Raw genomic sequence first — 24,329 nt, 5'->3', positions numbered from 1 at the left:
CCAGAGTGCCCCTATCCGAAGACCGTCAGGAGAGGATGCTCTTCGTCACGAAGCGGCTGTAGGCGAGGGCCCCGAAGACGATCACGTAGCCGAGCTGCAGGATCGCGTTGTCGCCGAAGCTCGACCAGAGGATCGGCTGGCGGAGCATGTCGACGACACCCAGCCAGTGATAGCTGAACAGCCATGGGTGCAACCAGGCGAGCTGGTCGAGCGAGCCGACCACCTGCGCTGCGACCGAGATGACGATCGTCGCGGCCATCGCGCCGACAGGGGTGTCCGTGAGGGTCGAGATGAACAGGCCGATCGCCGACAGTCCGATGAGCGAGACGCTGACGTAGGCCGACATGAGCAGCGCCCGCCCGAGCGACTCGCTGATCGACACGGTGTCGCCCGAGAGCAGGGTCACGTTCCCGAGTGGGAAGAGGATCGCGCCGATCACGGTGCCGGCCAGGACCACGACGAGCGGCGCCGCGATGCAGAACGCGACGGTGCCGAGGAACTTCACGATCAGCAGTCGCACCCGGCCCGCGGGGGCGACCAGTAGATAGCGCAGCGTGCCGTGACTGGCCTCGCCCGCGATGGTGTCGCCGGCGGCGACACCCACCGTCAGCGGCAGGAACAGCGGAATGCAGAGGATGAGGCCGGCGACACCGACGAACAGCCCGTTCTGGGTGATCTGATCGATGAACGCGGGTCCGCGTCCGCTCGAACCTGACGATGAGACGCGCACCGCGACGGCGATCAGGATGGGCACCGCTGCCAATGCCGCGAGCATGGCGATGGTTCGGGTGCGCCGGAACAGGATCGCCAGCTCGGAGGCGAGAAGGGCGAGCCCTAGCCCGCGGGGAGGACGGGCGCGGACCGAGGCCGTCTCGCCGGGCGCTGTGCTGGCGGACAGGGTGCTATCGGACACCGGGCTATCGGACACTGTGTCCCTCCGCGATGGCGAAGCCCTCGCCGGTGAGAGCCACGAAGCGGTCCTCGAGGCTGCTCTCCTCGACGGTGAAGCCGCGGACCGGCACGCCGGCGGCGACGAGCGCGGCGACGATGGCCTCGGGCTGGATGCCGCTCGTGCGGTGCCCAGGATCGGTCGCGGGAACCGGCGCGAGAACGACGCGCACGTCACCGTCCGCCGTGCTCTCGTCCGTTGCCACTGACGGCTCGAGGCCGAAGTCGGCGAGCACGCGGAGCGCACCGACCGGGTCCGTGGTCACGACTCGGATCCGTGAGACGTCCTGATCGCGGACGGCGTCGAGGGTGCCCTGCGACACGATCCGTCCGGAGCTCATCACCGCGACGTGCGAGCAGAGCTGCTCGATCTCGGCCAGCAGATGGCTCGACACGAAGACCGTGGTCCCGTCGGCGGCGAGTGATCGGATGAGGCTCCGCACCTCGCGGGTGCCTTGCGGGTCGAGTCCGTTGGACGGCTCGTCGAGCACGAGCAGATCACGCGGAGCGAGCAGCGCATTCGCCAGCCCCAGGCGCTGCTTCATGCCCAGGGAGTAGGCCTTGACCTTCTTGCCCGCCGCATGCCCCAGACCGACGCGGTCGAGCGCCTGAGCGACGCGGTCGCTGCGGGTGGCGCCGTCGACGGAGCGGTCGGCGGTGTCGAGGCGGTGAAGATTGGCGGCTCCCGACAGGAACGGGTAGAACGCGGGGCCCTCGACGAGCGCGCCGACCCGAGGGAGCACGGACGCCAGCGACGCCGGCATCGGCTGGCCGAGCACCGAGATGCTTCCGCTGGTGGCGCCGACCAGTCCGAGGAGCATCCGGATGGTCGTCGTCTTGCCCGCGCCGTTCGGCCCGAGGAAGCCGAAGACCGAGCCCCGCGGCACGGCGAGGTCGACGGAGTCCACCGCCAGGTGGGAGCCGAACCGCTTGGTCAGCCCGTGAGTCTCGATCGCGAGTGCCCCTGGGGCGAAGGCATTCGATCCGGCGTTCCCCGTCACGGGGTCAGTCGGCGGCCGCGGCCTGCAGCAGCGCGACGGGGACCGAGCCGGCCAGGATGCGCCCGTCGTCCGTGAGCAGGACGTTGAGGAGAGAGGTGCTGAGCACCCGCCCGCCGTCGACCTTCTCCGTGGCTGCGTCGAGGAGCGAGCTCGCCGATCCGCTCGGGTCGGCCGACTCCTCGGACGCTCCCGCAGCGAGATCTCCGACCGGGAGCTCGACGATCGACGCCCAGGCGTCGCCCGTCACCGTGACGTTCTTCGCAAGATCGCCGAGGTGCGAGTCGTGCTCGCCGTTCGCGCTCGTGCTGAGCGAGTAGGCGTGGGGGAGCTGCTCGTCGACGGTTGCTCCGGCAGGCGGAGTGAAGGAGAACAGGCTCGCATCGGGGGTGTCGAAGCTGATGTCGGAGAAGGCGACGGAGAAGGCGGCGGCGGACTGTCCCTTCGCGGTGACGGCGACGGAGAGCGGCAGACCGGTCTCCGAGTCCACGGCGATCGTGACGGCGGCGATCAGGGTGTCAGCGCTGTCCGGGGTGAGGACGAGATCGTAGGCGCTGCGTCCGGCGACGACCGAGGTGTTGTCGACGCTCACAGCAGTGCTCGGCTCGATCGCATCGAGGAAGTGCTCGGCCAGCGCAGCCGGGGTGGGGACCGTGTCGGTCGCGTCGCTCTGCGAGCCGTCCGTGCCCGCACTGCCGGTCGGGTCGTCGGGCAGCGCCAGGTGGGTCGCGGTGTCCTCGCTGGAGTCGTAGAACCACACGCCGTCGGGTCCGGCGATGATGTCACGCTCGGCCATGCTGTCGAGGATCTGCACGCGAGCGCCCTGTGCCTCGTCGAGGTAGACCCGCGCCGTGTGGCTGCCGGTCAGCAGCTCGAGAGCCGAACTGGCGCTGTCGCCGCCCGTCCCCGTGCCGGAAAGAGCCCCCGAGAGGTCGGGCAGGCCCAGCTCAGAGGTCTGGACGACGGTGCCGGAGAGCGCGGTGACCTCGTTCGAGCCGACCAGCTCGAGGACCTCCTGCGCGCTCTTCTCCGGCGGTACGCCGGCCGCGCCCGCGGTGAGCGGCACGGCGAGCGCGCCGCCGATCACGACGATGGGGGCGACGATGGCGGGGAGCCAGCGCCGCAGGGATCGATCCGCCATGAGCGCACCCTTCCGCTGATCTGCTGTGAAGGGCAAAGATACGCCCGAACCCTGACACTCGCCCTGGCGTGTCCGTTCCCGAGGTCGTAACGTCATCACTCTGTCTCCCACTCGAAGCCGCGCTTCAGTGCTGGATGACCGTGTCTCCGCACCTTCGGTGTCCGGATGACCGCAGAGGGTCGGAGCATCGCTCCGGCCCTCTCCTTCGTTCGGCGTCGAGGATGCTGTTCCATCTGCCGAGGTGGCGGAGCCGGTCCGTTACTCGATACGGCCCTGGCGGGCCTACTCGACCAACGAGTCGTCATGCCCGGGGTCGCCCGCGTGGGCTTCGACACGGGCGCTGCGCGCCCGGCTCAGCCACCGGAAAGTCGAGTGACTCGGTGGCTGAGCCGGCCGGAGGCCGCGTCGAAGCCCACTCGCGGGGGGGGCTTCGACACGGGCGCTGCGCGCCCGGCTCAGCCACCGGGAGCTCGAGTGACTCGGTGGCTGAGCCGGCCGGAGGCCGCGTCGAAGCCCGCTCGCGCCGGCCCTGCATCGCGGAGCGCCCGGCTCAGCCGCCGGCACCGCGTAATACGGCGACCACTGGGACATCCTCCAGGCTGATGCGCTTTAGGCTGGATGCGCTCGAAATCCGCTGCCGGAACGGACCGCGGATCCCCACTGTCGAAAACCGTTAGGCGCAGGCTCAAGATGGCACGCATCCACTCCTCGATCACCGAGGCGTTCGGCAAGACCCCTCTCGTCAGGCTCAACCGGGTCACGGACGGCGCCGGCGCCACCGTGCTCGCCAAGCTCGAGTTCTACAACCCCTCCGCCTCGGTCAAGGACCGTCTCGGCATCGCCATCATCGACGCCGCCGAGAAGTCAGGTCAGCTGAAGCCCGGCGGCACCATCGTCGAGGGCACGAGCGGCAACACCGGCATCGCCCTCGCCATGGTCGGGGCAGCGCGCGGCTACAAGGTCGTGCTCACCATGCCCGAGACGATGAGCGTCGAGCGCCGCACCCTGCTCAAGGCCTACGGCGCCGAGCTCATCCTCACCCCTGGCAGCGAGGGCATGAAGGGCGCCGTCAACAAGGCGGTCGAGATCGCCGGCGAGCGCGAGGGCGCCGTGCTCGCCAAGCAGTTCGAGAACGAGGCGAACCCCGCCATCCACTACGCCACCACCGGGCCCGAGGTCTGGGAGGACACCGACGGCGACGTCGACATCTTCGTCTCGGGCGTCGGGACGGGCGGCACCATCACCGGTGCAGGCAGGTACCTCAAGGAGCAGAAGGCCGACCTGAAGGTCGTCGCAGTGGAGCCCGAGGAGTCCCCGATCCTCAACGGCGGCGCCCCCGGACCCCACAAGATCCAGGGCATCGGCGCCAACTTCGTGCCGGCGATCCTCGACCGTGAGATCTACGACGAGGTCCTCGACGTCAACATCGCCCAGTCGGTGGCCATGGCCCGTCGGCTCGGCGCCGAGGAGGGCATCCTCGGCGGCATCTCATCCGGTGCCACCGTGCACGCCGCCGTCGAACTGGCCAAGCGCCCCGAGAACGCCGGCAAGACCATCGTCGTGATCGTGGCTAGCTACGGCGAGCGCTACCTCTCGACGGTCCTCTACGCCGATCTGACCGAGTAGGTGCCGCTCCGCGAAGACATCCAGACCGCTCGACGACGCGATCCCGCCGCGCGGAGCGGGTTCGAGGTGGCGCTGACCTACTCGGGCCTGCATGCCGTCTGGGGCCACCGCATCGCTCACCGGCTGTGGGTGGGCGGCTTCCGCCTGCCCGCGCGCATCGTCGCACAGCTGGTCCGCTGGCTGACGGGCGTCGAGATCCATCCCGGCGCGACGATCGGGCGGCGCTTCTTCATCGACCACGGCATGGGCGTCGTGATCGGGGAGACCGCGGTCGTCGGCGACGACGTGATGATCTACCACGGAGTCACCCTCGGCGGCACATCCTCGGAGCGGACGAAGCGGCACCCCACCCTCGAGGACCGCGTCGTGATCGGTGCGGGAGCCACGATCCTCGGCCCCATCACCCTGGGCGCCGACTCGGTCGTCGGTGCGGGCGCGGTGGTGGTGCGCGATGCGCCGCCTGCGTCGCTGCTCGTCGGTGTCCCGGCGGTCGCCCGCCGACAGAGCCACGACTACGCCGAATACTTCTACGACATCTGAGCCTTCTCCGACGCGTGCGCCCTCTACGACACGTGGGCTTGCAGGTCCTGCGCCTGCGAGATGCGCACGGTGTTGCCCGACGGATCGCGGAACGCGCAGTCGCGCGGACCCCACGGCTGATCGATCGGCTCCTGCAGCACCTCGGCGCCTGTCGCCCGCACCGTCTCGAAGGTGCCGTCGACATCGTCGGTGGTGAAGACCAGCAGGGGGAGGACCCCCTTGGTCAGCAGCTCCTGCATGGCGTCGCCGTCCTCCTGCGATCGCCCGGCGTGGGGCACCGAGAGCACGATTCCGAGGCCCGGCTGAGCCTCCAGGCCGAGGGTCACCCAGCGGTAGTCGCCGGAGCCGACGTCGTTCTGCACGGTGAGGCCGAGGGCGTCGCGGTAGAACGCGATCGACTCGTCGACGTCGTTGACGGTGATGTTGCAGTACTGGAGCGCGATGGTCATGCCATCGAGGCTAGGCCGCGAAGGAGCGAGCGGCTTCTCTGTTCCTGCTCGACTCTTCACGGCTCGACACCATCGTGCTGGAGTCGCGGCTGCCGGCCCGCACGGGGCGGGTATGCACCTTGGCGACGCAGGACGGCATCGCGTTGACGGCGTGATGCTCCCGTGCGCGATAGGCGGAGGGGCTCTCGCCGACGATCTCCGTGAATCGTGTGCTGAACGAGCCGAGCGAGGTGCAGCCGACCGCCATGCACGCGTCGGTGACGCTCGAGCCGGCGCGGAGCAGCGTCATCGCCCGCTCGATCCGTCGGGTCATCAGATACGAATACGGGGTCTCGCCGTAGAGGGCGCGGAACTGCCGGGAGAAGTGGGCAGGCGACATGAGCGCGGTCTGTGCCATCGTCGGCACGTCGAGCGGACGGGAGTACTCGCGGTCCATCAGATCGCGGGCTCTGCGCAGGAACACGATGCGCTGGAGCTCCTGCGGGGTCATGGGGGCGACGCTAGCAGGGAGCACCCCGTACGGCGCGCGAGCGGATGCGCCCGGCGCTTCAGGCGAGCGGCTCGAGGATGAACAGGGGGATCTGCCGGTCGGTCTTGGTCTGGTACACGTCGTAGTCGGGCCAGACGGCGGTGGCGCGCGCCCACCACTCGTCGCGCTCCTCGCCCGTGGCGAGGCGGGCACGGTAGTCGAGCGTGACCGGCCCGTCCTGCAGCTCCACGTGGGGCTCGGCGACGATGTTGGCGTACCAGGCCGGATTCTCGGCGGATCCGCCCTTGGACGCCACGACCGCGTAGTGGCCGTCGTGCTCGACGCGCATCAGCGCCGTCTTCCGGAGCTTGCCGGACTGCGCGCCGACCGTGGTGAGCACGATGACGGGCTTGCCGCGGAGCGTGTTGGCCTCGGCGCCGCCGGTGGCCTCGTACTTCTCCGCCTGGTCGCGGGCCCACTTGGAGGTGCTGGGCAGGTATTCACCGGTGAGGGGCATGCGTCCATTCAACCGGACTTGTCGCCCTGAACTTCCTGGGGAGCCGCTTCCTGGGGAGCCGCTTCCTGGGCGCGCGGCGCCCCCGTCGGCGGCATTGAGCAGTGTCACTCGGTGCGGCGGAACGCGTCCTGATACTCCAGGACGAATCCGTCCTCGTCGACCTGCACGGTGCGCCGGAAATCGCTGCTGCGCGACTCGTAGAGGTACTCGAGTTCGCCGGTGCGGGTGTACCGCTGAGCATCGAGCTCAACTCCGCGATCCGTCCCGAGCTCCGTGACCAGGACATAGGCGGTGACGATGTCAGCGGATTCGCCGATCGCGAGACCGAGCCGTCGGACCGGCAGGGTGTTGGTCATGGGCGTCGCGCTGATGTCCACGTCGACGGCGCCGTCTAGCCGATCGAGCGGCGCCCCGTCCGCGTCGATCCATCGGCCGTTCCCCTCGGAGCGCAGCTGCAGCGACCGACCCGTCTCGTCGTCGAACACGGTCACGGAGCGGGTCGTCCACCGCGCGTCCACCCGCACCTCGTAGCTGATGCGGTACACCGCCTCGTCGTCGCGGACGACGCTGCCGCGCAGCACCGCGCCCTCCTCGGCCATCTCGACCGTCGCCCGCTCGAGGCCGACCCCGTCCGTGGCGGTCCAGGCGAGGGACCGGACGGCGGAGGTCCTCACCGCCTCGTCGATCGGGTCGGTGCGCGGGTCCATCCACGCATCCAAGCAGACGCCGATGGGGGCGCTGTGTCGGAGCGGATGCCTACGATGGGACCACGCGGGGCCGGACGCACGCTCGACCCATGGCAGCCGGCTCTCCGGCCGCTGTGGGCGAGTCCTCATCACTCGACAGCACGAGGAGCAGTCCGTGTGGCATCCGATCCTCTCCGCGACCGAGGTCGAGCCGTGGCAGTGGCATCTGCTCGACTCCGGCTCGCGCCCGTACGCGATCATCGTCGCCCTGGAGATCAAAGGGGAGCGCGGCTACCGCGCGGTCACCTGGGCGCAGCATTCGAGCGAGCGGGAGCTCCTCGGCTACTACCGCTCCCTCAAGGCGGCCGTCGAGGGCGCCCACCGCAGCTACATCGCGGCGCACGCCCGTCAGGGTCCCGTCAACGGCAAGCGCTGATCGGGGTCGGATGCCGCTCGTCAGACCCGGCGGGCCAGGTGCTGGAGCAGGAACACGTCGGCGCCGGCGAGCCCCACGCAGATCATCCCGAGGCGATCGGATGGTGTGCTCCGCGGAGGTCGTCCTGCGAGCGCCGATGCAAGAGGGAGGATCTCGTCGCGGCGCCGTTCGAGGGCGGTCGGCAGCCGGTCGGCCTCCAGCTGCGCGGGGGAGTCGGTGAACAGGCGCTCCAGGTCGGCCAGCAGGCCCGGCGTCGGCACCGCAAGGACTCCGTCGATGGCGGGGACCGCATCGGCGAGCGCGATCACGGCGGCCCCCGGTGCCAGCGCGGACGCATCGATGGCGGCGTCGATGGCGGCGTCGGCGAGCGTCTCGGCGGTCAGGACCAGCACGATCGATGCCTGCGCCAGGGCGCCGAGGACCCCGTCCATATCCGCCCCAGCCACGGCGACCACCGCTGAGTCGGCGCTGGACGCGCGCAGATCTGCCGCCTCCGCACCGGCGTCGACGAGGCTGATGGCCGTGAGAGGACGGACCGAGGAGATGGCCGCGATCAGATCCGCGAGCTGAGGGTCGCCGCCGAGAACGGCGAGCGTCTCCGCGTCCGGTGCGGCCAGGGCGTCGACGGCGAGTGCGACGGTGGCGAGGCGGCGAAGCCGGGCGAGCTCCGAGCCCACCGCCATCGACAGCAGCTCGTCGGTCTCGCCGTCCCGCACCATCACGACCGAATCGACCGGTTCCCGCCCGCCCTGCGCACCGCTCGAGAAGGCGGCACCCTCGGTGGACGCGTAGCCGTACCAGCCGGCTCCACGGGCAACGCTGTGGATCGGACCTCGGCGAGGCCGACCCTGATCCGAGTCGGAATCCGCGTCCTCGTGCACACGTGCGGGGGCGATGAACGTGCCCGCCTCGGCATCGAGCATCGAGCGTCGGACCACCTCGAGCGCGGACCCGAGCGGCAGTCGACTCCTGATCTCCTCATCCGACAGCGAGACGGTCGTGCGTGAAGCTGCCTTCGGCGACGGGCGGGACATCTCGCCAGTCTCACGGACCCGGTCAGCTCGGCGGGCGAGCAGGCTCGGCGCGGCGGACGGCCGACCTTCAGGCAGGCGTCGAGGGTGCGCTGCTCACCGGATGGAGCGGAGCCCGGCGTGGGACGGCGCTGCCTCGGAGGCCGATCAGTCGCGCAGCGCCTCCACCAGTCGCTGCTTGTCGAGCCGTGAATAGCCGACCAGGCCTCGCTCCTTGGCCAGCGCGCGCAGGCGGACGAGCGTCCAGCTGAGGTCGGGGCCGTCGCCGGGAGGCGCGGGGAGTGGCGGTGTCGCTTCGACCGCGGTGAGGTGGGCGGGACTGGTCGGCTCGGCCGAGTCCGACGGCGAGGGGTTCGCGGCTGCAGCTTCCGCGGTGTCTGCGGGCTGCGTCGGGACGATCTCCAGAACGGGCGCGCTCGAGTGCTCGGGGGCGGAACCTTCCCCGTCCGCCGGGTCGGCTGTCGATCCAGCGGCTCGTCCGTCGGTCTCTCCATCGGCGGCCGGTCCGTTCACGGATCCATCGGCAGCCGGGTCGGGAACGAGGTCCGGCACGGCGACGAGCGTCGGCGCATCCGACGTCGCCTCGTGGGACTGGGCGTCGCCGGCCGTGGTGGAGGCAGTATCCGAATCGTCGGACTCGACGATGCTCAGCACCGGTGCGGACTTCGCCTCGAGCGCCGAGGCGGCAGCAGCCCGCTGCGACTCGGCCGCCTTCTTCGCCTTGCGCGCGGCCTTCGATGCCTCCGCCTTGGCCTTGACGGCTTCCGCCTTGGCCTGTGCCACGGCCTTGGCGGCGGCGGCCTTCGCGGTCTTCGCGGCGTGCTTGGCGATCTTCGCCGCCTTGCTCCGAGCCTTCTCCGCCGAGCGCTTCGCCTCGGCCGCGGCCTTCTTCGCGCGCTCCTTCGCAGCCTTCACATCCGCCTTCTTCAGCTCGTTCTTCCTGCCGCCCGGCTTCTTGTCATCCGGCTTCCTTGAGGCCGGCTTCTTGTCATCCGGCTTCTTCGCATCCGACTTCGCCATGGGGGAGTCCTTCGCTCGAGTTCACGGTCCGCGAGCCCGACAGGAGCTCGTGAGCGTCGGAATACGAGCCGACGGTCGCGGGACCTCTCATCGTAGAGGCGGGCTCCCCGCCATGGCAGAGAGCCTCGTCACGATCCGACGCCCACCGGCTCCCATCACGGGTTCGGTCCGCACCTGGGCCGATCGGTATCGTGACGGCATGGCGCGTGCGAAGCGACCCTCAGGCGTCGCGACCCCGGCGGTGGCCGAGCTGCTCCGCCTCGGCGTATCCCACTCCACCCACAGCTACGAGCACGATCCCGCACACCCCAGCTACGGGTTGGAGGCGGCCGAGGCACTGGGCGTCGATCCCTCGCGCGTGTTCAAGACGCTCGTCGTGCAGGCGGATGGCGAGCTGGCCTTCGGCATCGTGCCCGTCCCGTGCCGACTCGACCTCAAGGCGCTGGCCTCCGCCCTGGGCGCCAAGAGATGCGAGATGGCGCCGCCGGAGCTCGCCGAACGCCGCACCGGGTACGTCACCGGCGGGATCAGTCCGCTCGGCCAGAGGAGCAGGCTGCGCACGGTGCTCGATGCGAGCGCCCTCGAGCACGGCACCATCCATGTCTCGGGCGGCCGCCGCGGCTTCGAGGTCGAACTCGCGCCGGCCGACCTCGTCCACGCGCTCACTGCGTTCGTCTCCGTCATCGCCCGGGATTGACCGGATTGCACCGGCGATCGGCGGCGCGTCCGGACGCTCGGACCGGGCGGAACCGTCCGGCGCAAGGACCTGCGTCGGCGTGCATCCAGCCGCTAGGGTGAGGGCCATTCCGGACGGTCCCGAGCTCGAATGATCAGGGGCCGGAACGCCGGGCGATCCTCGATGGGCGGCGTCGAAGTGCACAGGACAGCTCGCGGCGCGGGCGGGATGGCGATGCTGCCATCCCTTGGAGCCCCCGTATCCGTGTCGGATCGCGACCAGTCTCCCGACATCATGCTCAAGTGGACGGGTTCGGGGGCGTCCATCGCGTACTTTGGTCTGGAGACCGATGACCCGAAGAATTTCGGTAGCGAGGTAGGCGTGGACTACAGCACCACGCACACATTCCCCTGTCAGAGCCGGCGCTACGCGCTTCTCGTCGAGGACGCGCACGGCGAATCGGTCACTCAATACGCAGACGTGGTGAACGAGGGGTACAAGGCATGAGCACTCCGGCAACGGACAGTGTGTTCGATGATTTCGACGACGCGCAGGACTACGTGATCGTGGCGCGCGTGGGAGACCGCGTGCGGATCGTGTCGAGCGGACGCCTCGAGGCGGTGTTCGTCGACCGCAGCGGCGCTCCCGGCGCCACGGTGCCCGAGGACGCGGCAGAGGTCGGCGTGATCGCGGCAGGCTTCGGCGGTGTGATCGTCCGGCCTCGCGGCCGCGGTGCGGCCGCCGCGACGCCTGCGCCCGAAGCTGCGGCGCCGGTGTCCGCGCCGACTCCCGCGCCCGCCGCTGCCGCTCCGCCGGTGACGCCGCCCGTCGCCCCGCCCGTGGTCGAAGCGCCGGCGTACTCGGCCTTCGTGCCGCCGTCGATCGACTCCAGCCTCATCGGTGCGCCCGCCCCAGAAGAGTCGGTCGGTGAGTCGGTCGGCGAGCCTGCCGGCCAGCCTGACGAGACGTACAACGAGACGTACAACGAGTCGTTCGGCGAGACGTACAACGAGTCGTCCGGCGATGCCGCCTCGAACGTCGGCCAGGATTCACGTCCGACGGACGTCCAGGAGAACTCGGCCGACGAGGATGACGACTTCTTCGACGAGTCCACCTCGTCGGGCATCGACTCCTCGACCCACGAGCGCATCCCCACCTTTGCGAGCGCGCCCGTCGCCGAGCCGCAGCTGCCCGCCGAGCGCGTGCAGTCCCTCGATGAGGTTCCCGACTTCGACGCGATCATGAACGGCGAGACCGTCATCGACCCGCGCGACGCGCAGCCCGAGGACGACGGGGTCAGCGCTCTCGCCGGACTGTTCGATCCGTCTCCCGCCTCCGCGCCCACTCCCGCGCAGTTCGACGCCTACGAGTCGCCGTACGACGCGGGGCCCGATGTGGAGGAGCCCGCCGACGACGACCTCGACGGCGAGTTCGGACCGGGCGAGACCGAGGCCTACGACCGGGCATGGAGCCCGAGCGTGATGCCCGGCGTCAGCGACTACACCCCGCTCGAGCGAGCCGAGCCCGCTCCGGTGAGCGATGACGAGGACCGGATCGAGGAGACGATCGTGCGCGGCGACCCGCTGCTGCGCTCGATCGCCGACGCGCCGGAGGAGAACCTCGCGGCGGCGACCCTCGTTCTCTCGACCGGTGAGCGCCTGCCCATCACGGGAACGATCCTGATCGGTCGCAGCCCCTCGATCCTCTACGCCTACGGCGACGAGCCGCGCCTGGTGACCCTCGATGTCGGCATGACCGACATCTCGCGGAACCACCTCGAGGTCCGCCTCGACGGCGATCAGGTGCTCATGCGCGACATGGGCTCGACCAACGGGACGCTGCTCACGCGGGCCGGCACACCGACCGTGCGGCTTCCGTCCGAGGCGCCGATCGTCGGCTTCCCCGGCGACGTCTTCGAGCTCGGCGGCGCCCTGACGGTCACCATCGTCGGAGTCTGACCGCCCCGCTCAGCAGTCGAGATGCCACTTTCCGTCCCCAAACCGCGGTTGTAGGGACGGAAAGTGGCATCTCGTGTCTGGCGTCAGCGCACCCGGTGCTGACGGGCTACTGGGCTGCGCTGGCCGTCGCGGTCAGGATGTCGACCACGAAGACGAGGGTCTCCCCGGCCAGGGCGTTGTCGCTGCTGCCCGCCTCGCCGTAGCCGAGCCCCGGCGGGATGACGATGAGCACCTGTGAGCCGATCGTCTGCCCGGTGAGGCCCTGCGAGAAGCCGGGGACGACGTTGGCCAGGGGGAAGTTCCGGACGCCGGTGGTCCACGACTCGTCGAACATCGTGCCATCCGACCACTTCTCGCCCACGTACTGGACATAGGCGGTCGCATCGGCGGTGAGGGCGGAGCCCGTGCCCTTCTTGAGCACCGTCACCTGCAGATCGGCGGGCGGGGCCGTGGCGGGGATCGCGATGCTCGGAGTGCCGTCCTCGGCGAGGCTGACGGCCGGCTGGCCTTCGACGACGGGCTGGTCGGCGCCGGTCGCGCGGATCGGCTTGACGTCGATCACCATGACGAGCGAGTCGCCTGGGCTGACGCCGAGGGTCTCGTTGCCCTGCTCGCCGAACGCCTCGGCGGCGGGCACCACCGACACGACACGGGTGCCCGTCGGCTCGCAGCCGAAGGTCTTGATGAGGCCGGTGAGGTAGGTGCTGGTGTCGACCGGGATGGCGGCCGGGTCGCCGCCGTCCATCCCGACCGTGTCCACGAGCTCGGCCGTCGTGCCGTCGTAGATCGAGTAGCCGATGATCGCCGTCTGGCCCGTCGTCATCTCGGGGCCGGTGCCGGTGACGATCTCGGTGCGCTCGGTGACATCCGCGGTGATCCCCGCGGCGAAGTCCACCGTGGGGGTGACGCCGAAGTCGCCGGTGACGGTCACCGACTCCGACGCGCTGCCCGAGGTCGCCTCGCACGCGTCGACGGCAGCCGCCGCGGTGGTCGTGGTCGTCGGCGTCGGCGCATCCCCTGACGAGCACCCCGCGAGGAGGGCGGCGACCGCTGCGACGGAGGCGATGGACAGGGCGGTGGAGCGGTGAAGACGCACGTATTCGCTTTCTGCTGAGGATGAGGGTGCCGAGGCACAGACTCGGACACACTAGGCGGGGTGTCTATGGAACGCCTGACCAGGCCCTGCCGGTCCGCAGGTCGGCGACGCTAGGCTGACGCCAGGATGAGCTTCTCGCGACGGACGTTCCTCGCCGGTGCGGCGGCCGGCTTCTCGGTGCTGGTGCTGACCGCCTGCGAGCCCGACCGCGTCACGCCCCCTCCGACGACCTCCGCCCCGCTGCCGAGCACGACTCCCACGGCCGTGCCGATCCCCGCCGACATCCTGCGCAGCGCATGGGCCGACGATCCGTTCTCCCGCGGCACCCACAGCTTCCTCGCGACGGGGTCGTCGCCCGACCAGCGGATCGCTCTGCGCCAGGCCATCGACGGTCGGCTCTTCTTCGCCGGCGAGGCCACCGACGACGACGCGCCCGGCACCGTGACGGGCGCCATCGCGTCCGGTGCGCGGGCCGCGAACCAGGCCGACGCATCCTCGCTGCCGAGCGACCGCATCGCCATCGTGGGAGCGGGCGCTTCGGGGGCCTCGGCCGCCGCCGTGCTGGCTGCGGCGGGCTACGACGTGACCGTCATCGAAGCCCGCGACCGGATCGGCGGCCGGATCCACTCGACGGCTCCCGACGGCTGGCCGGTCGGCGTCGAACTCGGCGCGGGACGCTTCGCCTCCGACCAGGACGCCGACGTGATCCGCTCCGTCGGCGACGGCGTGGCCCCCCTCTCCTCGCCGCCTGCGCTCTTCACGCCGACGGGGGAGACCGCCGAGGACCGAGACGCCGGCGCGTCCGCCATCGCCTCCGCCGCCCAGTGGGCGGCCGATCGGCCGGAGGACCTGGGTCTCGGCGACGCGCTCGACGGCTCCGGTGCGGGCAACCTCGCCCCGGGCGATCCACCGGCGCCGATCGACTACCTCACCGCCGAGCTGCGTCGGCGGATCACCGACTCCGTGGGAGCGGAGCCCGCCGATCTCTCGTCCTGGTACGGGCTCGACACCCTGCCTCCGGCCGCCGACACCGTCGCCCTTGGCGGAGTGTCCGAGCTGGTGACCGAGCTGCTGGGCTCGAGCGCCGTGTGGCTCTCGACCGCCGTGCTCTCGATCTCCCGCACCGACGACGCCGTGAGCCTCCGACTCGGCACCGGCGAATCGGTGACCTTCGATCGGGTCATCCTCACGGTGCCGCTCGGGGTGCTCAAGGCGCAGGCGATCGAGATCGAGCCTCCGCTGCCGTTCGATCAGCGGGCGGCGATCGCCGAACTCGGATTCGGCGACGTCGAATCCGTCTGGGTGCGCTTCGACGAGGCGTTCTGGTCGACGGATGCGGTGCAGTGGTCCGTGCTGGGCAGTGATTTCATCGTCACCGACTGGGTGAACCTGATGCCGATCACCGGATCGCCTGTGCTCATCGGCCTCGTCGGCGGCGAGGCGGCCTCGTCGATGTCGGCGCTGTCGGATGGAGAGCTGTCGGACGCTCTGATGACGGCCCTCGCGCCATTCGTCGGAGCCTGATCACCTCCAGCAGCGGGCGATGCCTGCTCGCGAGGATGAGCCCCGTGGCAACGGCCGCGAAGAGCGCGAGCGATCCGGCCGAGAACAGGAAGAACGTCCCGGGATACCCGGACTGGGCGGGGTCGAGGAAGAAGTACGGGTACCAGCCGACGAGCCTGCCGCGGATGCTGGTGATGATGCCCCACACGGTCGGATAGCCGATCACCAGAGACAGCACCCGCCAGCCCAGCCGGCCGCGTCCGGGCGAGAGCAGCCAGTCGAGGAGCGCGAACGACGGCAGCCAGAAGTGCAGAACCTGGTCGGACCATGGCACATCGATGCGGTAGCCCTGCGCGGGCCCCTGGGTGACGAGCAGGGCGAACACGATGCCGGCGACGATCACGAAGCACGTGACGGCGCCGCGTGCAGCCGTGAGAAGCCGGCCCTCATCCCGACCGCGGAGCGCGGTGACCCCCGCGATGGTGGCCACCACCACCGCGGCCATGTTGCTCTGCATGGTGAGGTAGCCGAAGAAGTTGACCGCGAAGAAGCTGCGGAATCCCAGCCCGTAGCCGAACCGCGAGACGAGGGCGATGACCCCGATCGTCGCCGCGAGGAGTCGGGCGATGCCGATCGCGCGCCGCGGGGACATGGTCGTCGAGAATACCGCGCGCTCGCACGGCGCTCTCTGGACACCCCCGCGCGCATCGACCGCGTCGACACGCTCGGACGCTCTTGCCCTTGATGGTCATTCGAACCTATATTCGAATCTCTCGCATCCATCAGCTCGGCAGCCGGAGGCCGATCGCCCGATCTCGGAGGTTCTCGTGAGCATCGAATCCGTGCGGTCCATCCCGTCCGCCGTCGAGGTGGCCGTATGGCTCGTCGACAATGTGCCCGTGCGACTGGTCTGGGATCAGGTGCGCTATCGGGTGACCGACACCCCGACCCCGCTCGCCGAGGACGCGTGGGCCGTGGAGCTCACCCATGCCGCCCGACGGGTCGTGGGATGGCGCTTCCAGGGCACCACATCGGGCGGCCACTCGCTGATGTTCGAGATCGCGGAATCCGAGCTGGACTCCGGCTGGGTCCTGATGCGCTGCTACGAGTAGCGCAGCGGACCAGCGACATCTCGCCCGCGATCTATGGGGTGGGCATGCCGCCGGTCACCGTGAGGGTGGTCCCGAGCACGAAGCTCGACTCCGGCGATGCCAGGAAGACGTACGCGGGGGCGAGCTCCGCGGGCTGGCCCGCGCGGCCGAGCGGCGTCTCGGAGCCGAATTCCGGCAGCTCCTCGGTGGGGACTCCGTCGGTGACCTGCAGGGCGCTCCAGGTCGGACCGGGCGCCACGACGTTGACCCGGATGCCGCGCGGAGCGAGCTGCTGGGCGAGACCCTTCGAGAAGTTGTTGATCGCGCCCTTGGTCGTCGCGTAGTCGATGCGCATCGGCGCCGGGGTGTAGGCCTCGAGCGAGGCGGTGTTGATGATGGTCGAGCCGGCGGACAGATGGGGCAGCGCCGCCTTGATGATCCAGAACATGGCGAAGACGTTGGTCTGGAAGGTCGCCTCGAACTGCTCGTCGCTCAGGTCCTCGAGTCGCTCCTGGACGATCTGCTTGCCGGCGACGTTGACGACGATGTCCAGTCCTCCGAGTCCCTCCACCGCGTCCGCGACGAGCAAGCGGCAGAACTCGGAGGTGCGGATGTCGCCGGGCAGGGGCAGCGCCCTCCGTCCCGCGGCCTCGATCTGCTCGACCACGTGGTCGGCGTCGGACTGCTCGGCGGGAAGGTAGGAGAGGGCGACGTCGGCGCCCTCGCGGGCGAAGGCGATCGCCACGGCCGCGCCGATCCCCGAATCGGCGCCGGTGATGAGCGCGCGGCGCCCGGTCAGTCGCCCGGTGCCGCGGTAGCTGTCCTCGCCGAGGTCGGGCACCGGCGTCATCCTCGATTGGAGTCCGGGCTCGTCCTGGTGCTGCTCCGGTGGGCTGATCCTCGGGTAGCGCGTCGTCGGATCGCTGAACACGTATTGATCGGGCGCTGTTTGATCGGGTGCTGTCTGGTCGCTTGCCATGTGTTCACCGTGGCCGCCTTTCCTGGGATCGGGGTGAGCGCCCCCGGCAGGGGGCCTTCCTGAATCGAACGTGACCGTCGGCCGTCACGAAGGCTGACCCACGGAGGGCGGACGGCCATCGTGCGTGTGACAGGCTGAAGCGTGAGCATTCCGTCCGACTCGGTGCTGCCTCAGGGCGCCCCGATGCCTCGACGCCCGCTGGGGTCGGGGGATGAGTGGGTGATGCTGCCCGACGGACGTCGATTCTGGGGTGCGTTCGGCGCCGCCGGACTCCTCGTGCACGCGCCCGATGCAGGAGTGCTGCTCCAGCATCGCGCCGGCTACAGCCACTTCGGCGGCACATGGGGACTTCCCGGCGGCGCGCGGCACTCGGACGAGTCCGCGGTCGAAGGCGCCATCCGCGAGGCCGCCGAGGAGGCGGGCGTCCCGGGTGACCGGCTCCGGGTGCAGTTCACCAGCGTGCTCGACCTCGACGTCTGGACCTACACGACCGTCGTGGCCTCGGTGGAGGAGCGCTTCGAGCCGGTGATCGGCGATGCCGAGAGCATCGCGCTCGCCTGGGTGCCCATCGACGAGGTCGACGACCTGCCCCTGCATCCGGGGTTCGCCGCCTCATGGCCGGAGCTGCGGGCTCAGCTGCGAGCAGCCCCCACGCTGATCATCGACGCCGCCAACGTGGTCGGCTCACGACCCGATGCCTGGTGGAAGGACCGGCCCGGTGCCGCGCAGAGGCTGGCTGCATCGCTCGAGCGCCTGGCAGCGCGGGGAGTCCCCGCTGCGCTGCTGGAGCTGCCAGGGCACACCTGGTGGCCGCGCCTCGTGCTGGTGCTCGAGGGCGAGGCGAAGCAAGCCACGATCCCATCCCCGAGTGCGTCCGGGAGCGCGGCGACTGGCGCATCGGCGGGCGGCGGCTCCTCCTCAGCGGGTCTGACCATCGAGCTGGCGTCGACGGATGGCGACTCGCGGATCCGCGAGCTGGTGAGCCTGGCCGCCGAGCACTCGGACTCCGTGACCGTGGTGGTCACGGCCGATCGTGCGCTCGCCGACTCGGTGCGGGCACTGGGTGCACGCGTCGTCGGCCCACGCGCGCTGCTCGAGCTGATCGACACGCTGGATAGCTGACAGCGTCCGGCACGCCACTCGCGTCCCGCATTCTCGAGGTGGCGCGGAAAACAGGATCAGGAAGGCCGACGGGTCCGGCATCTCCCACCAGGACCTGAACTCACCATGACGAATTCAGGACGAAGTGCCGTTCTCCGGCCATATCTTGTGAATCGACCTGCATTCCGCACTTCGGCCTGAATTCAGGAGACCCCACCCATCCGACGGCCACCCGACGGCCCAGGCTCGACGGCAGGCTCAGACGGAGGCGGGCTCCGCGACGGTCGCCTTCCAGGCGGCGAGACCGCGGACGACCTTGCTGCGATCGGCCGCCAGCAGCTGCATGGCGTCGTCGGGCACGAAGTAGTTGAGGGCGACCCAGCCGCGCACCTTCTCGCTCTTGTCGGCGGCGAGCTCGCGCAGCAGATCGCACGGGGTGGTCTCGTTGCGGGCGACGCATGCCCGCACACCCTCATCGGGATCGCGAGCGAGGAGCTCGAACAGGTCGGCGGGGGTGTTGCGGCTGCTCGCGACCGATTCGCGGATCCGCGGATTGGCGTTGACGGCGAGCAGGCGCAGGCGCTCGATCTTGCTCGGCGTCACGGCGGGGGAGAGATGCAGCAGCGCCGCGTCCCCGCTGGTGAGGCCCAAGCGCTGACCCTCGCGCATCTGGGCGCGCATGGCGGACGTGTTGAAGCGGATGCACGACATGCGTCGACGCTACCGGCGGCGTCCGACAGGGCGAAGGCATCGCGCGTGTCGAGCGTGTCGGCGGGGGGTCACGGCTCGCCGGCGCTGCGCGCGCGATCCACCAGCTCGCGCCATGGACCGTCGAGGTGGGAGTCGGGGATCGTCAGAGAGCGCCGCCCGCCACGGATCCGGTAGACGAAGCGATCGGCCGACCCGTCCGGTGCGGATGGTGGGGGAGGGGCTGCCGCGCTCACCAGCTCGCGCCACTCGGTCGCCTCCATCTGCAGGGTCCACTGGCGGCTGATGCCGGCGAAGCCGCCCGTGCGCGTGATGGTGATCGTGATCACGGCACGCCTCTATTCGGCCGGCTCGGGCAACGGGTGCGCCGGCTCGATGCCGACCGTGCGCCAGGCATCCACGACCGCCTCCCGCTTGAGGGATCCCTGCCCGAAGGCGGTCGTCGCGGCGGCGACGGTCTCACCCGCGAATGCGGCGAAGTCCGCGTCGGGCCGGAGAGTTGCGGACCGCAGCGCCGCCCACCAGACCGGACCTGCGCCGGTCCACGACGTGCCGCCGATCGCGGTCGCCGCGAGCTGGAACGCCCGGTTCGGGATGCCGGAGTTGATGTGCACCCCGCCGTCGTCGTCAGGCGTGTCCACATACTCGTCCATGTGGGCGGGCTGCGGATCCTTGCCGAGGATGTCGTCGTCGTAGGCCGTTCCGGGAGCTTTCATCGAGCGCAGCGCCACGCCCTCGACGCGGTCGGTGAACAGCCCGGCGCCGATCAGCCAGGTCGCCTGCTCGACGCTCTGACCCAGCTGGTGCTGCGCCACCATCGCCCCGAAGACGTCGCTCATCGACTCATTGAGCGCTCCTGACTGGCCCTGGTAGAGCAGCCCCGCCGTGAACTGGGTGACGCCGTGGGTGAGCTCGTGCCCGATGACGTCGATCGAGACGGTGAAGCGCCGGAAGATCTCGCCGTCCCCGTCGCCGAACACCATCCGCGTGCCGTCCCAGAAGGCGTTGTCGTACTCCTCGCCGTAGTGCACGGTGGCGTCGAGCGGCAGACCGCGGTCGTCGATGGAGTCGCGGTCGAACACCTCGTCGTACAGCGCGAAGGTGGCCCCGAGTCCGTCGTAGGCCTCGTCGGCCGCCGCATCGCCGACCGGCGCGGCTCCCTCGCGACGCACCACATGACCGGGCAGGGTCTCGGTCGACTCGGCGTCCGAGATCGTCCGCTGCGGGGATCGCGTGGCCGCCCTGAGATCTCTCCGCTCGGTGCCGAAGTCCCTGCCTCGGAACGCCTCGGGAGCGGCGTTCCGGGCGAGGCGGACCGGCATGCTCTCGACGAGCGCGCGTCGCGCAGCCCGTGCGACGACCGGCATCGCACGATCGTCGGCGCTCGCCGCGATCCGGGCCAGCAGGTAGGGCGGAACGATGCTGCATCGCATAAGGAGGACGCTAGTCCAGTCCTCCGACGACGCGAGAGCCACCGGCCGCCTGGCGTGCGCCCATCGAAACAGCGCCGCCCATAAGGTAGGGCATATGGATTCGGAGTCGAAGGCGGGCTCCGACGGCGATGCGGTGAAGACTCCCGCCGAGCCGGAGATCAGCAACCGGATCCTCACGGTCCCCAACGTGCTGAGCTTCTTCCGGCTCGCGCTCGTGCCCGTCTTCCTGCTCTACCTGGTCAACGGCAACGACTTCGTCGCGCTCGTCATCCTCGTCGTCTCGAGCCTCACCGACTTCCTCGACGGCCAGATCGCCCGTCGCTTCAACCAGGTCACCCGGATCGGCCAGCTCCTCGATCCGGCGGCCGATCGCCTCTACCTGCTCGCGACCCTGCTGGGTCTCGCATCCCGCGATCTCGTGCCCTGGTGGCTGGTCATCGTCATCGTCTCGCGCGACCTCCTGCTCATCGTGCTCGGCATCACGCTCGCCAATCACGGCTACGGTCCGCTGCCGGTCCACCACCTCGGCAAGGTCGCCACCTTCTGCCTCTTCTACGCGCTTCCGGTGCTCGTGCTCGGGCAGGCCTTCCCCGACATCCAGTTCGTCGCCAACCCCGTCGGCTGGGCGTTCGCCGCCTGGGGGGCCTTCCTCTACTGGTGGGCGGGAATCGTGTACGCCATAGAGACCGTTAGGGTATGCAGGATTCCCCGGGGCGAGTCGGTCTGACGGATCCGTTACCCTGGAGCGCAAAGAGGAGGTAGCCACATATGGTCGATCCGCGTGACAGGCAGAGCGGACCCGGTGCCGGTTGGCAGGGCGGTCAGCCCGGCCCTCAGGGGTCGGATCCGAGTGCTGGCGATCCTCGCAGGGCGTCACACCTCAGCACCGACACGACGGCGTCGTTCGGCGACGAGTTCCTCCAGCAGGTGGCCGCGCTGGATCAGCGCAGCAACACCGAGGAGCAGCAGGCGGTCGGAGCGCTCCCGTCGGGGTCGGCTCTCCTCGTCGTCCGTCGCGGCCCGAACACGGGTGCCCGGTTCCTCCTCGACGCCGACCTGACGGTCGCCGGTCGTCATCCGAGCGCCGACATCTTCCTCGACGACGTGACGGTCTCGCGTCGGCACGCGCAGTTCATCCGGCACGGCACCGTCTTCGAGGTCAAGGACCTGGGGAGCCTGAACGGCACCTACTTCGACGGCGTCCGCATCGACACCGCTCTGCTCACGGACGGGGCCGAGGTGCAGGTGGGCAAGTTCCGCCTCACCTTCTACGCATCGCGCCACGACCTCGCCGCTGCGGGAGCCCGCTGACCGTGTCGTCTCCGCTCGCTCGCTCGATCACGCCCGCTGCGGTTCCGCAGCAGCAGGCGCTGATGGGCATCGGGCAGGTGCTCGCGCGGCTCAAGCCCGAGTTCCCCGACCTCTCGCCGTCGAAGCTGCGCTTCCTCGAGGAGCAGCGGCTCGTCTTCCCGGCACGCACCGAGTCGGGCTACCGCAAGTTCTCCCCACGCGACATCGACCGGCTCCGCCTCATCCTCACGATGCAGCGGGACCACTACCTGCCGCTGAAGATCATCCGCACCCAGCTGGCCGAGCTCGACGCGGGTCGCGAGCCGACCATGCCCACGACGACGGCCGGGCCCTCGATGCTGAGCGGCGAGCGACGCTACCTGCGGGAGGAGCTGCTGCGCGAAGCCGGCGCCAACTCATGGCAGCTCGACGAGGCCATCAGCGCCTCGCTGATCGCGGCCGGCGACACCTTCAGCGACGATGCCCTCGGCGTCCTCCGCGCGCTCGTCGAGCTCGGCGACGTGGGAATCGAGCCGCGCCATCTGCGCGGCTTCCGCGCGTCGGCCGAGCGCGAGGTCGCCCTGCTGGAGACGGCCGTTCTGCCGATCATCAAGCGCCGGGACTCGTCGAGTCGCGCGCGCGGCGCGGAGCTGGCCCTCGAGCTCGCCGCGCAGCTCGACGTCGTGCGGGCGAGTCTGATCCGCAGCGCACTCGAGCGCATCGGCGGCTGAGCGCGCCCCCGATCGCGCAATCGTCGGTGTGAGCCGACGTCGCGTCGGCTAGGCTGGCCGAGCCCGAATTGGGGACACGAAAGCACCGCAGAAACGCGCGACACGCCCAACTCACAGGGCCGATGTCGTTGCCGGTGCCGCCTCGGGTCGATACCTTTGAGAAGTCCCCGGAAATGTGCGTAATCGCACGGAAGGCAGCTTCATGAGTGAACTCAGCCGTAGCGACGATCGCTACGACCTCGGGCTGCTGTTTACGGATGGCATGCCCGACCTCGATGACAACGAGGGCTACAGGGGAGCGATCGCGGCTCGCGCGGCAGGAATCAGCTACCGCCAGCTCGACTACTGGGCACGCACAGGACTGGTCGAGCCGACCATCCGCGGTGCAGCCGGATCGGGCTCGCAGCGCCTCTACGGCTTCCGCGACGTGCTCGTCCTCAAGCTCGTCAAGCGCCTCCTCGACACCGGCATCTCGCTCCAGCAGATCCGGACCGCCGTCGAGCAGCTGCGCGAGTCGGGTGTCACCGACCTGGCGCAGACCACGCTGATGAGCGATGGCGCGAGCGTCTACCTCTGCACTTCGAACGACGAGGTAATCGACCTCGTCAGCCGCGGTCAGGGCGTGTTCGGCATCGCCGTCGGCCGCGTGCTCCGCGAGGTCGAATCCAGCCTCGTCGAGCTCGACGCCCAGTCGGCCGATCCCAGTGACGAGCTCGCTGCTCGCCGCGCCAACCGCACCGCCTCATAGGCGCCGCCCCACAGATCCCACCCCGCGCATTGCGCGGCGCACCACCCGAGAGCGACGGCCCCAGCCGTCGCTTTCGGCGTTAACCGGGCGGCGCAGTCTGGAGTGCCCTGCTCGAAGACGATCGCTGGCGGTGGATCGTCGCTGGCCGACCCGATAGCGGCGGCCGACTCCGACACGGGCTGAAAGGCTGGACGCATGCCCCAGTACCGTGCCGTGTTCGATGCCGAGATCTCCTTCGTCAACGGCGGAGGCCTTTCGGCGCACGGCTTTCGACTCGACCTGCCGAGCGGGGACGTCGACCAGGCGCAAATCGGAGCACTGCTCGTGCAGCACCTAGGTCTCGCTCTCGTCGGATCGGTGAAGCTCTCGGGACTGCAGATCGTGGAGGAGGCGCACACGGGCAGCCGGGGCATCGTCGCTCAGGTCGATGCGCCCGCTCCGCGCCGACTCGTCGACCTCAGCCATGTCATCCGGGACGGGCTCGTCACCATGCCGGGGATGCCAGTGCCGCGGATGACCGCGCACCTGAGCCGCGAGGCTTCGCGCAGCGTCTACGCGGCGGGCACCGAGTTCGAGATCCCGCGGATCGAGATGATCGCGAACACCGGCACCTACCTCGACACCGCGTACCACCGCTATGCCGATGGAGGGGATCTGGCAGGCCTGCTGCTCGAGGGGGTGGTGGACGTGCGCATCGAGCTGATCCGCCTTCCCGGTGCGACCGAGCGGGGGATCCCCGCCGAGGTCTTCTACGACCGCGAGGTATCAGGAGCAGCGGTGCTGCTGCACACCGGGTGGGATCGTCACTTCGGCACCCCGGCGTACGGGGATCCTGCACCGTTTCTGACCGAGGCCGGCGCCCGATACCTGGTCGAGCAGGGCGTCGGACTCGTCGGCATCGACTCGATCAACATCGATTCGATGACCGCGGACGCTGCGGGGGAGCGGCCCGCCCACTCGCTGCTGCTCGCCGCCGGCATCCCGATCGTCGAGCACCTGACGAACCTCGGCGACGTCCCGCCTCGTGGAGCCACCTTCACCGCGGTGCCGCCGAAGGTCGAGGCCTTCGGCACCTTCCCGGTCCGAGCCTTCGCCACGATCCGCTGACCCACCCTTCACGGATCAGGCGATCTTCACGGATCAGGCGATTCCGC

Annotated in this window: 29 protein-coding genes; 14 read left to right on the top strand and 15 right to left on the bottom strand. The window is 70.1% G+C overall.

The window, feature by feature from the left end:
* Positions 1-25: 25 nt before the first annotated feature.
* From E6C64_RS04000 to E6C64_RS03990, 3 genes are read right to left on the bottom strand one after another with little or no spacing between them, the layout of a single operon-like run.
* A complete protein-coding gene (locus E6C64_RS04000) occupies positions 26-913 on the bottom strand; it encodes an ABC transporter permease (RefSeq protein ID WP_233255439.1) in 888 nt (295 codons plus the stop codon).
* Between the two features lie 4 nt (positions 914-917).
* On the bottom strand, positions 918-1,949 hold the full coding sequence (locus tag E6C64_RS03995; protein ID WP_136426287.1) for an ABC transporter ATP-binding protein: 1,032 nt from the start codon (positions 1,947-1,949) through the stop codon (positions 918-920).
* Positions 1,950-1,953: 4 nt separating this feature from the next.
* The gene (locus E6C64_RS03990) at positions 1,954-3,087 is read right to left on the bottom strand and encodes a LolA family protein (protein WP_136426286.1); all 1,134 of its coding nucleotides are present in this window, start codon (positions 3,085-3,087) and stop codon (positions 1,954-1,956) included.
* A 690-nt stretch (positions 3,088-3,777) separates the two neighbouring features.
* On the opposite strand from E6C64_RS03990, the gene cysK reads away from it, so the two are divergent.
* Positions 3,778-4,713 carry a cysteine synthase A gene (cysK, locus tag E6C64_RS03985; protein ID WP_136426285.1) on the top strand — a complete coding sequence of 312 codons (936 nt, stop codon included), beginning with the start codon at positions 3,778-3,780 and terminating at the stop codon, positions 4,711-4,713.
* On the top strand, positions 4,714-5,253 hold the full coding sequence (epsC, locus tag E6C64_RS03980) for a serine O-acetyltransferase EpsC (RefSeq protein ID WP_136426284.1): 540 nt from the start codon (positions 4,714-4,716) through the stop codon (positions 5,251-5,253). It abuts the gene before it with no gap.
* A 23-nt stretch (positions 5,254-5,276) separates the two neighbouring features.
* On the opposite strand, the gene E6C64_RS03975 is transcribed toward epsC, so the two are convergent.
* The 4 genes from E6C64_RS03975 to E6C64_RS03960 all read right to left on the bottom strand — a co-directional run bounded on the left by E6C64_RS03975 (position 5,277) and on the right by E6C64_RS03960 (position 7,395).
* Positions 5,277-5,702, bottom strand: coding sequence for a VOC family protein (locus E6C64_RS03975; protein WP_136426283.1), 426 nt, complete (start codon positions 5,700-5,702; stop codon positions 5,277-5,279).
* A 10-nt stretch (positions 5,703-5,712) separates the two neighbouring features.
* Positions 5,713-6,192: a helix-turn-helix transcriptional regulator gene (locus E6C64_RS03970; RefSeq protein WP_136426282.1), complete on the bottom strand. Its 480-nt coding sequence runs from the start codon at positions 6,190-6,192 to the stop codon at positions 5,713-5,715.
* Between the two features lie 58 nt (positions 6,193-6,250).
* Positions 6,251-6,688 (bottom strand): nitroreductase family deazaflavin-dependent oxidoreductase, encoded by a 438-nt coding sequence (locus E6C64_RS03965; protein WP_136426281.1) that lies wholly within the window; start codon positions 6,686-6,688, stop codon positions 6,251-6,253.
* A gap of 104 nt (positions 6,689-6,792) precedes the next feature.
* On the bottom strand, positions 6,793-7,395 hold the full coding sequence (locus E6C64_RS03960) for a putative glycolipid-binding domain-containing protein (protein WP_136426280.1): 603 nt from the start codon (positions 7,393-7,395) through the stop codon (positions 6,793-6,795).
* A gap of 154 nt (positions 7,396-7,549) precedes the next feature.
* On the opposite strand from E6C64_RS03960, the gene E6C64_RS03955 reads away from it, so the two are divergent.
* Complete coding sequence (locus E6C64_RS03955; RefSeq protein ID WP_136426279.1) at positions 7,550-7,810, top strand: hypothetical protein; 261 nt, start codon at positions 7,550-7,552, stop codon at positions 7,808-7,810.
* A 20-nt stretch (positions 7,811-7,830) separates the two neighbouring features.
* On the opposite strand, the gene E6C64_RS03950 is transcribed toward E6C64_RS03955, so the two are convergent.
* Together E6C64_RS03950 and E6C64_RS03945 are read right to left on the bottom strand one after the other, a co-directional pair.
* On the bottom strand, positions 7,831-8,844 hold the full coding sequence (locus tag E6C64_RS03950) for a hypothetical protein (protein WP_136426278.1): 1,014 nt from the start codon (positions 8,842-8,844) through the stop codon (positions 7,831-7,833).
* Positions 8,845-8,988: 144 nt separating this feature from the next.
* Positions 8,989-9,861: a Rho termination factor N-terminal domain-containing protein gene (locus E6C64_RS03945; protein WP_136426277.1), complete on the bottom strand. Its 873-nt coding sequence runs from the start codon at positions 9,859-9,861 to the stop codon at positions 8,989-8,991.
* Positions 9,862-10,060: 199 nt separating this feature from the next.
* Here E6C64_RS03945 and ybaK point away from each other — a divergent pair, with 199 nt between their 5' ends.
* From ybaK to E6C64_RS03930, 3 genes are all read left to right on the top strand, one after another.
* A complete protein-coding gene (gene ybaK, locus E6C64_RS03940; protein WP_136426276.1) occupies positions 10,061-10,558 on the top strand; it encodes a Cys-tRNA(Pro) deacylase in 498 nt (165 codons plus the stop codon).
* A gap of 162 nt (positions 10,559-10,720) precedes the next feature.
* Positions 10,721-11,044 carry a hypothetical protein gene (locus E6C64_RS03935; protein WP_136426275.1) on the top strand — a complete coding sequence of 108 codons (324 nt, stop codon included), beginning with the start codon at positions 10,721-10,723 and terminating at the stop codon, positions 11,042-11,044.
* Positions 11,041-12,495: an FHA domain-containing protein gene (locus E6C64_RS03930; protein ID WP_136426274.1), complete on the top strand. Its 1,455-nt coding sequence runs from the start codon at positions 11,041-11,043 to the stop codon at positions 12,493-12,495. Before E6C64_RS03935 ends, E6C64_RS03930 begins: the two co-directional genes overlap by 4 nt.
* Before the next feature lie 106 nt (positions 12,496-12,601).
* On the opposite strand, the gene E6C64_RS03925 is transcribed toward E6C64_RS03930, so the two are convergent.
* Positions 12,602-13,591, bottom strand: coding sequence for an FKBP-type peptidyl-prolyl cis-trans isomerase (locus E6C64_RS03925; RefSeq protein WP_136426273.1), 990 nt, complete (start codon positions 13,589-13,591; stop codon positions 12,602-12,604).
* 126 nt (positions 13,592-13,717) lie between these two features.
* On the opposite strand from E6C64_RS03925, the gene E6C64_RS03920 reads away from it, so the two are divergent.
* Positions 13,718-15,115, top strand: a complete 1,398-nt coding sequence (locus tag E6C64_RS03920; protein WP_136426272.1) for a flavin monoamine oxidase family protein — start codon at positions 13,718-13,720, stop codon at positions 15,113-15,115.
* Here the strand turns inward: E6C64_RS03920 and E6C64_RS03915 are convergent.
* Positions 15,009-15,746, bottom strand: coding sequence for a Pr6Pr family membrane protein (locus tag E6C64_RS03915; protein WP_136426271.1), 738 nt, complete (start codon positions 15,744-15,746; stop codon positions 15,009-15,011). The genes E6C64_RS03920 and E6C64_RS03915 overlap by 107 nt on opposite strands.
* Positions 15,747-15,921: 175 nt before the next feature.
* Here E6C64_RS03915 and E6C64_RS03910 point away from each other — a divergent pair, with 175 nt between their 5' ends.
* A complete protein-coding gene (locus E6C64_RS03910) occupies positions 15,922-16,206 on the top strand; it encodes a hypothetical protein (RefSeq protein ID WP_136426270.1) in 285 nt (94 codons plus the stop codon).
* Positions 16,207-16,237: 31 nt separating this feature from the next.
* Here the strand turns inward: E6C64_RS03910 and E6C64_RS03905 are convergent, their stop codons facing one another.
* Complete coding sequence (locus E6C64_RS03905) at positions 16,238-17,164, bottom strand: SDR family oxidoreductase (protein WP_136426269.1); 927 nt, start codon at positions 17,162-17,164, stop codon at positions 16,238-16,240.
* Between the two features lie 141 nt (positions 17,165-17,305).
* Between E6C64_RS03905 and E6C64_RS03900 the strand changes: the two genes are divergently transcribed.
* Positions 17,306-18,286, top strand: coding sequence for an NUDIX hydrolase (locus tag E6C64_RS03900; protein ID WP_332908214.1), 981 nt, complete (start codon positions 17,306-17,308; stop codon positions 18,284-18,286).
* Positions 18,287-18,523: 237 nt separating this feature from the next.
* On the opposite strand, the gene E6C64_RS03895 is transcribed toward E6C64_RS03900, so the two are convergent.
* The 3 genes from E6C64_RS03895 to E6C64_RS03885 all read right to left on the bottom strand — a co-directional run bounded on the left by E6C64_RS03895 (position 18,524) and on the right by E6C64_RS03885 (position 20,406).
* Complete coding sequence (locus tag E6C64_RS03895; RefSeq protein ID WP_136426268.1) at positions 18,524-18,976, bottom strand: hypothetical protein; 453 nt, start codon at positions 18,974-18,976, stop codon at positions 18,524-18,526.
* A gap of 68 nt (positions 18,977-19,044) precedes the next feature.
* Entirely contained in the window at positions 19,045-19,302 is a 258-nt protein-coding gene (locus tag E6C64_RS03890) for a protealysin inhibitor emfourin (protein ID WP_136426267.1), read from the bottom strand.
* Between the two features lie 9 nt (positions 19,303-19,311).
* The gene (locus E6C64_RS03885; RefSeq protein WP_136426266.1) at positions 19,312-20,406 is read right to left on the bottom strand and encodes a M4 family metallopeptidase; all 1,095 of its coding nucleotides are present in this window, start codon (positions 20,404-20,406) and stop codon (positions 19,312-19,314) included.
* Between the two features lie 94 nt (positions 20,407-20,500).
* Between E6C64_RS03885 and E6C64_RS03880 the strand changes: the two genes are divergently transcribed.
* The 5 genes from E6C64_RS03880 (at position 20,501) to E6C64_RS03860 (ending at position 24,282) form a co-directional block, all read left to right on the top strand.
* On the top strand, positions 20,501-21,133 hold the full coding sequence (locus E6C64_RS03880; protein WP_136426265.1) for a CDP-alcohol phosphatidyltransferase family protein: 633 nt from the start codon (positions 20,501-20,503) through the stop codon (positions 21,131-21,133).
* Between the two features lie 41 nt (positions 21,134-21,174).
* On the top strand, positions 21,175-21,717 hold the full coding sequence (locus tag E6C64_RS03875) for an FHA domain-containing protein (RefSeq protein ID WP_136426264.1): 543 nt from the start codon (positions 21,175-21,177) through the stop codon (positions 21,715-21,717).
* Between the two features lie 62 nt (positions 21,718-21,779).
* Positions 21,780-22,427 (top strand): transcriptional regulator FtsR, encoded by a 648-nt coding sequence (gene ftsR / locus E6C64_RS03870; protein ID WP_136426414.1) that lies wholly within the window; start codon positions 21,780-21,782, stop codon positions 22,425-22,427.
* A 202-nt stretch (positions 22,428-22,629) separates the two neighbouring features.
* Entirely contained in the window at positions 22,630-23,175 is a 546-nt protein-coding gene (locus tag E6C64_RS03865; protein WP_136426263.1) for a MerR family transcriptional regulator, read from the top strand.
* A gap of 195 nt (positions 23,176-23,370) precedes the next feature.
* Complete coding sequence (locus tag E6C64_RS03860) at positions 23,371-24,282, top strand: cyclase family protein (protein WP_136426262.1); 912 nt, start codon at positions 23,371-23,373, stop codon at positions 24,280-24,282.
* Positions 24,283-24,329: the final 47 nt, after the last annotated feature.

Origin of the sequence: Naasia lichenicola, from assembly GCF_004801885.1 — a bacterium.
Classification (GTDB): domain Bacteria; phylum Actinomycetota; class Actinomycetes; order Actinomycetales; family Microbacteriaceae; genus Naasia; species Naasia lichenicola.
Note: the sequence above shows the minus strand (reverse complement) of the source record. Positions and strands in the feature narration are given on the sequence as shown.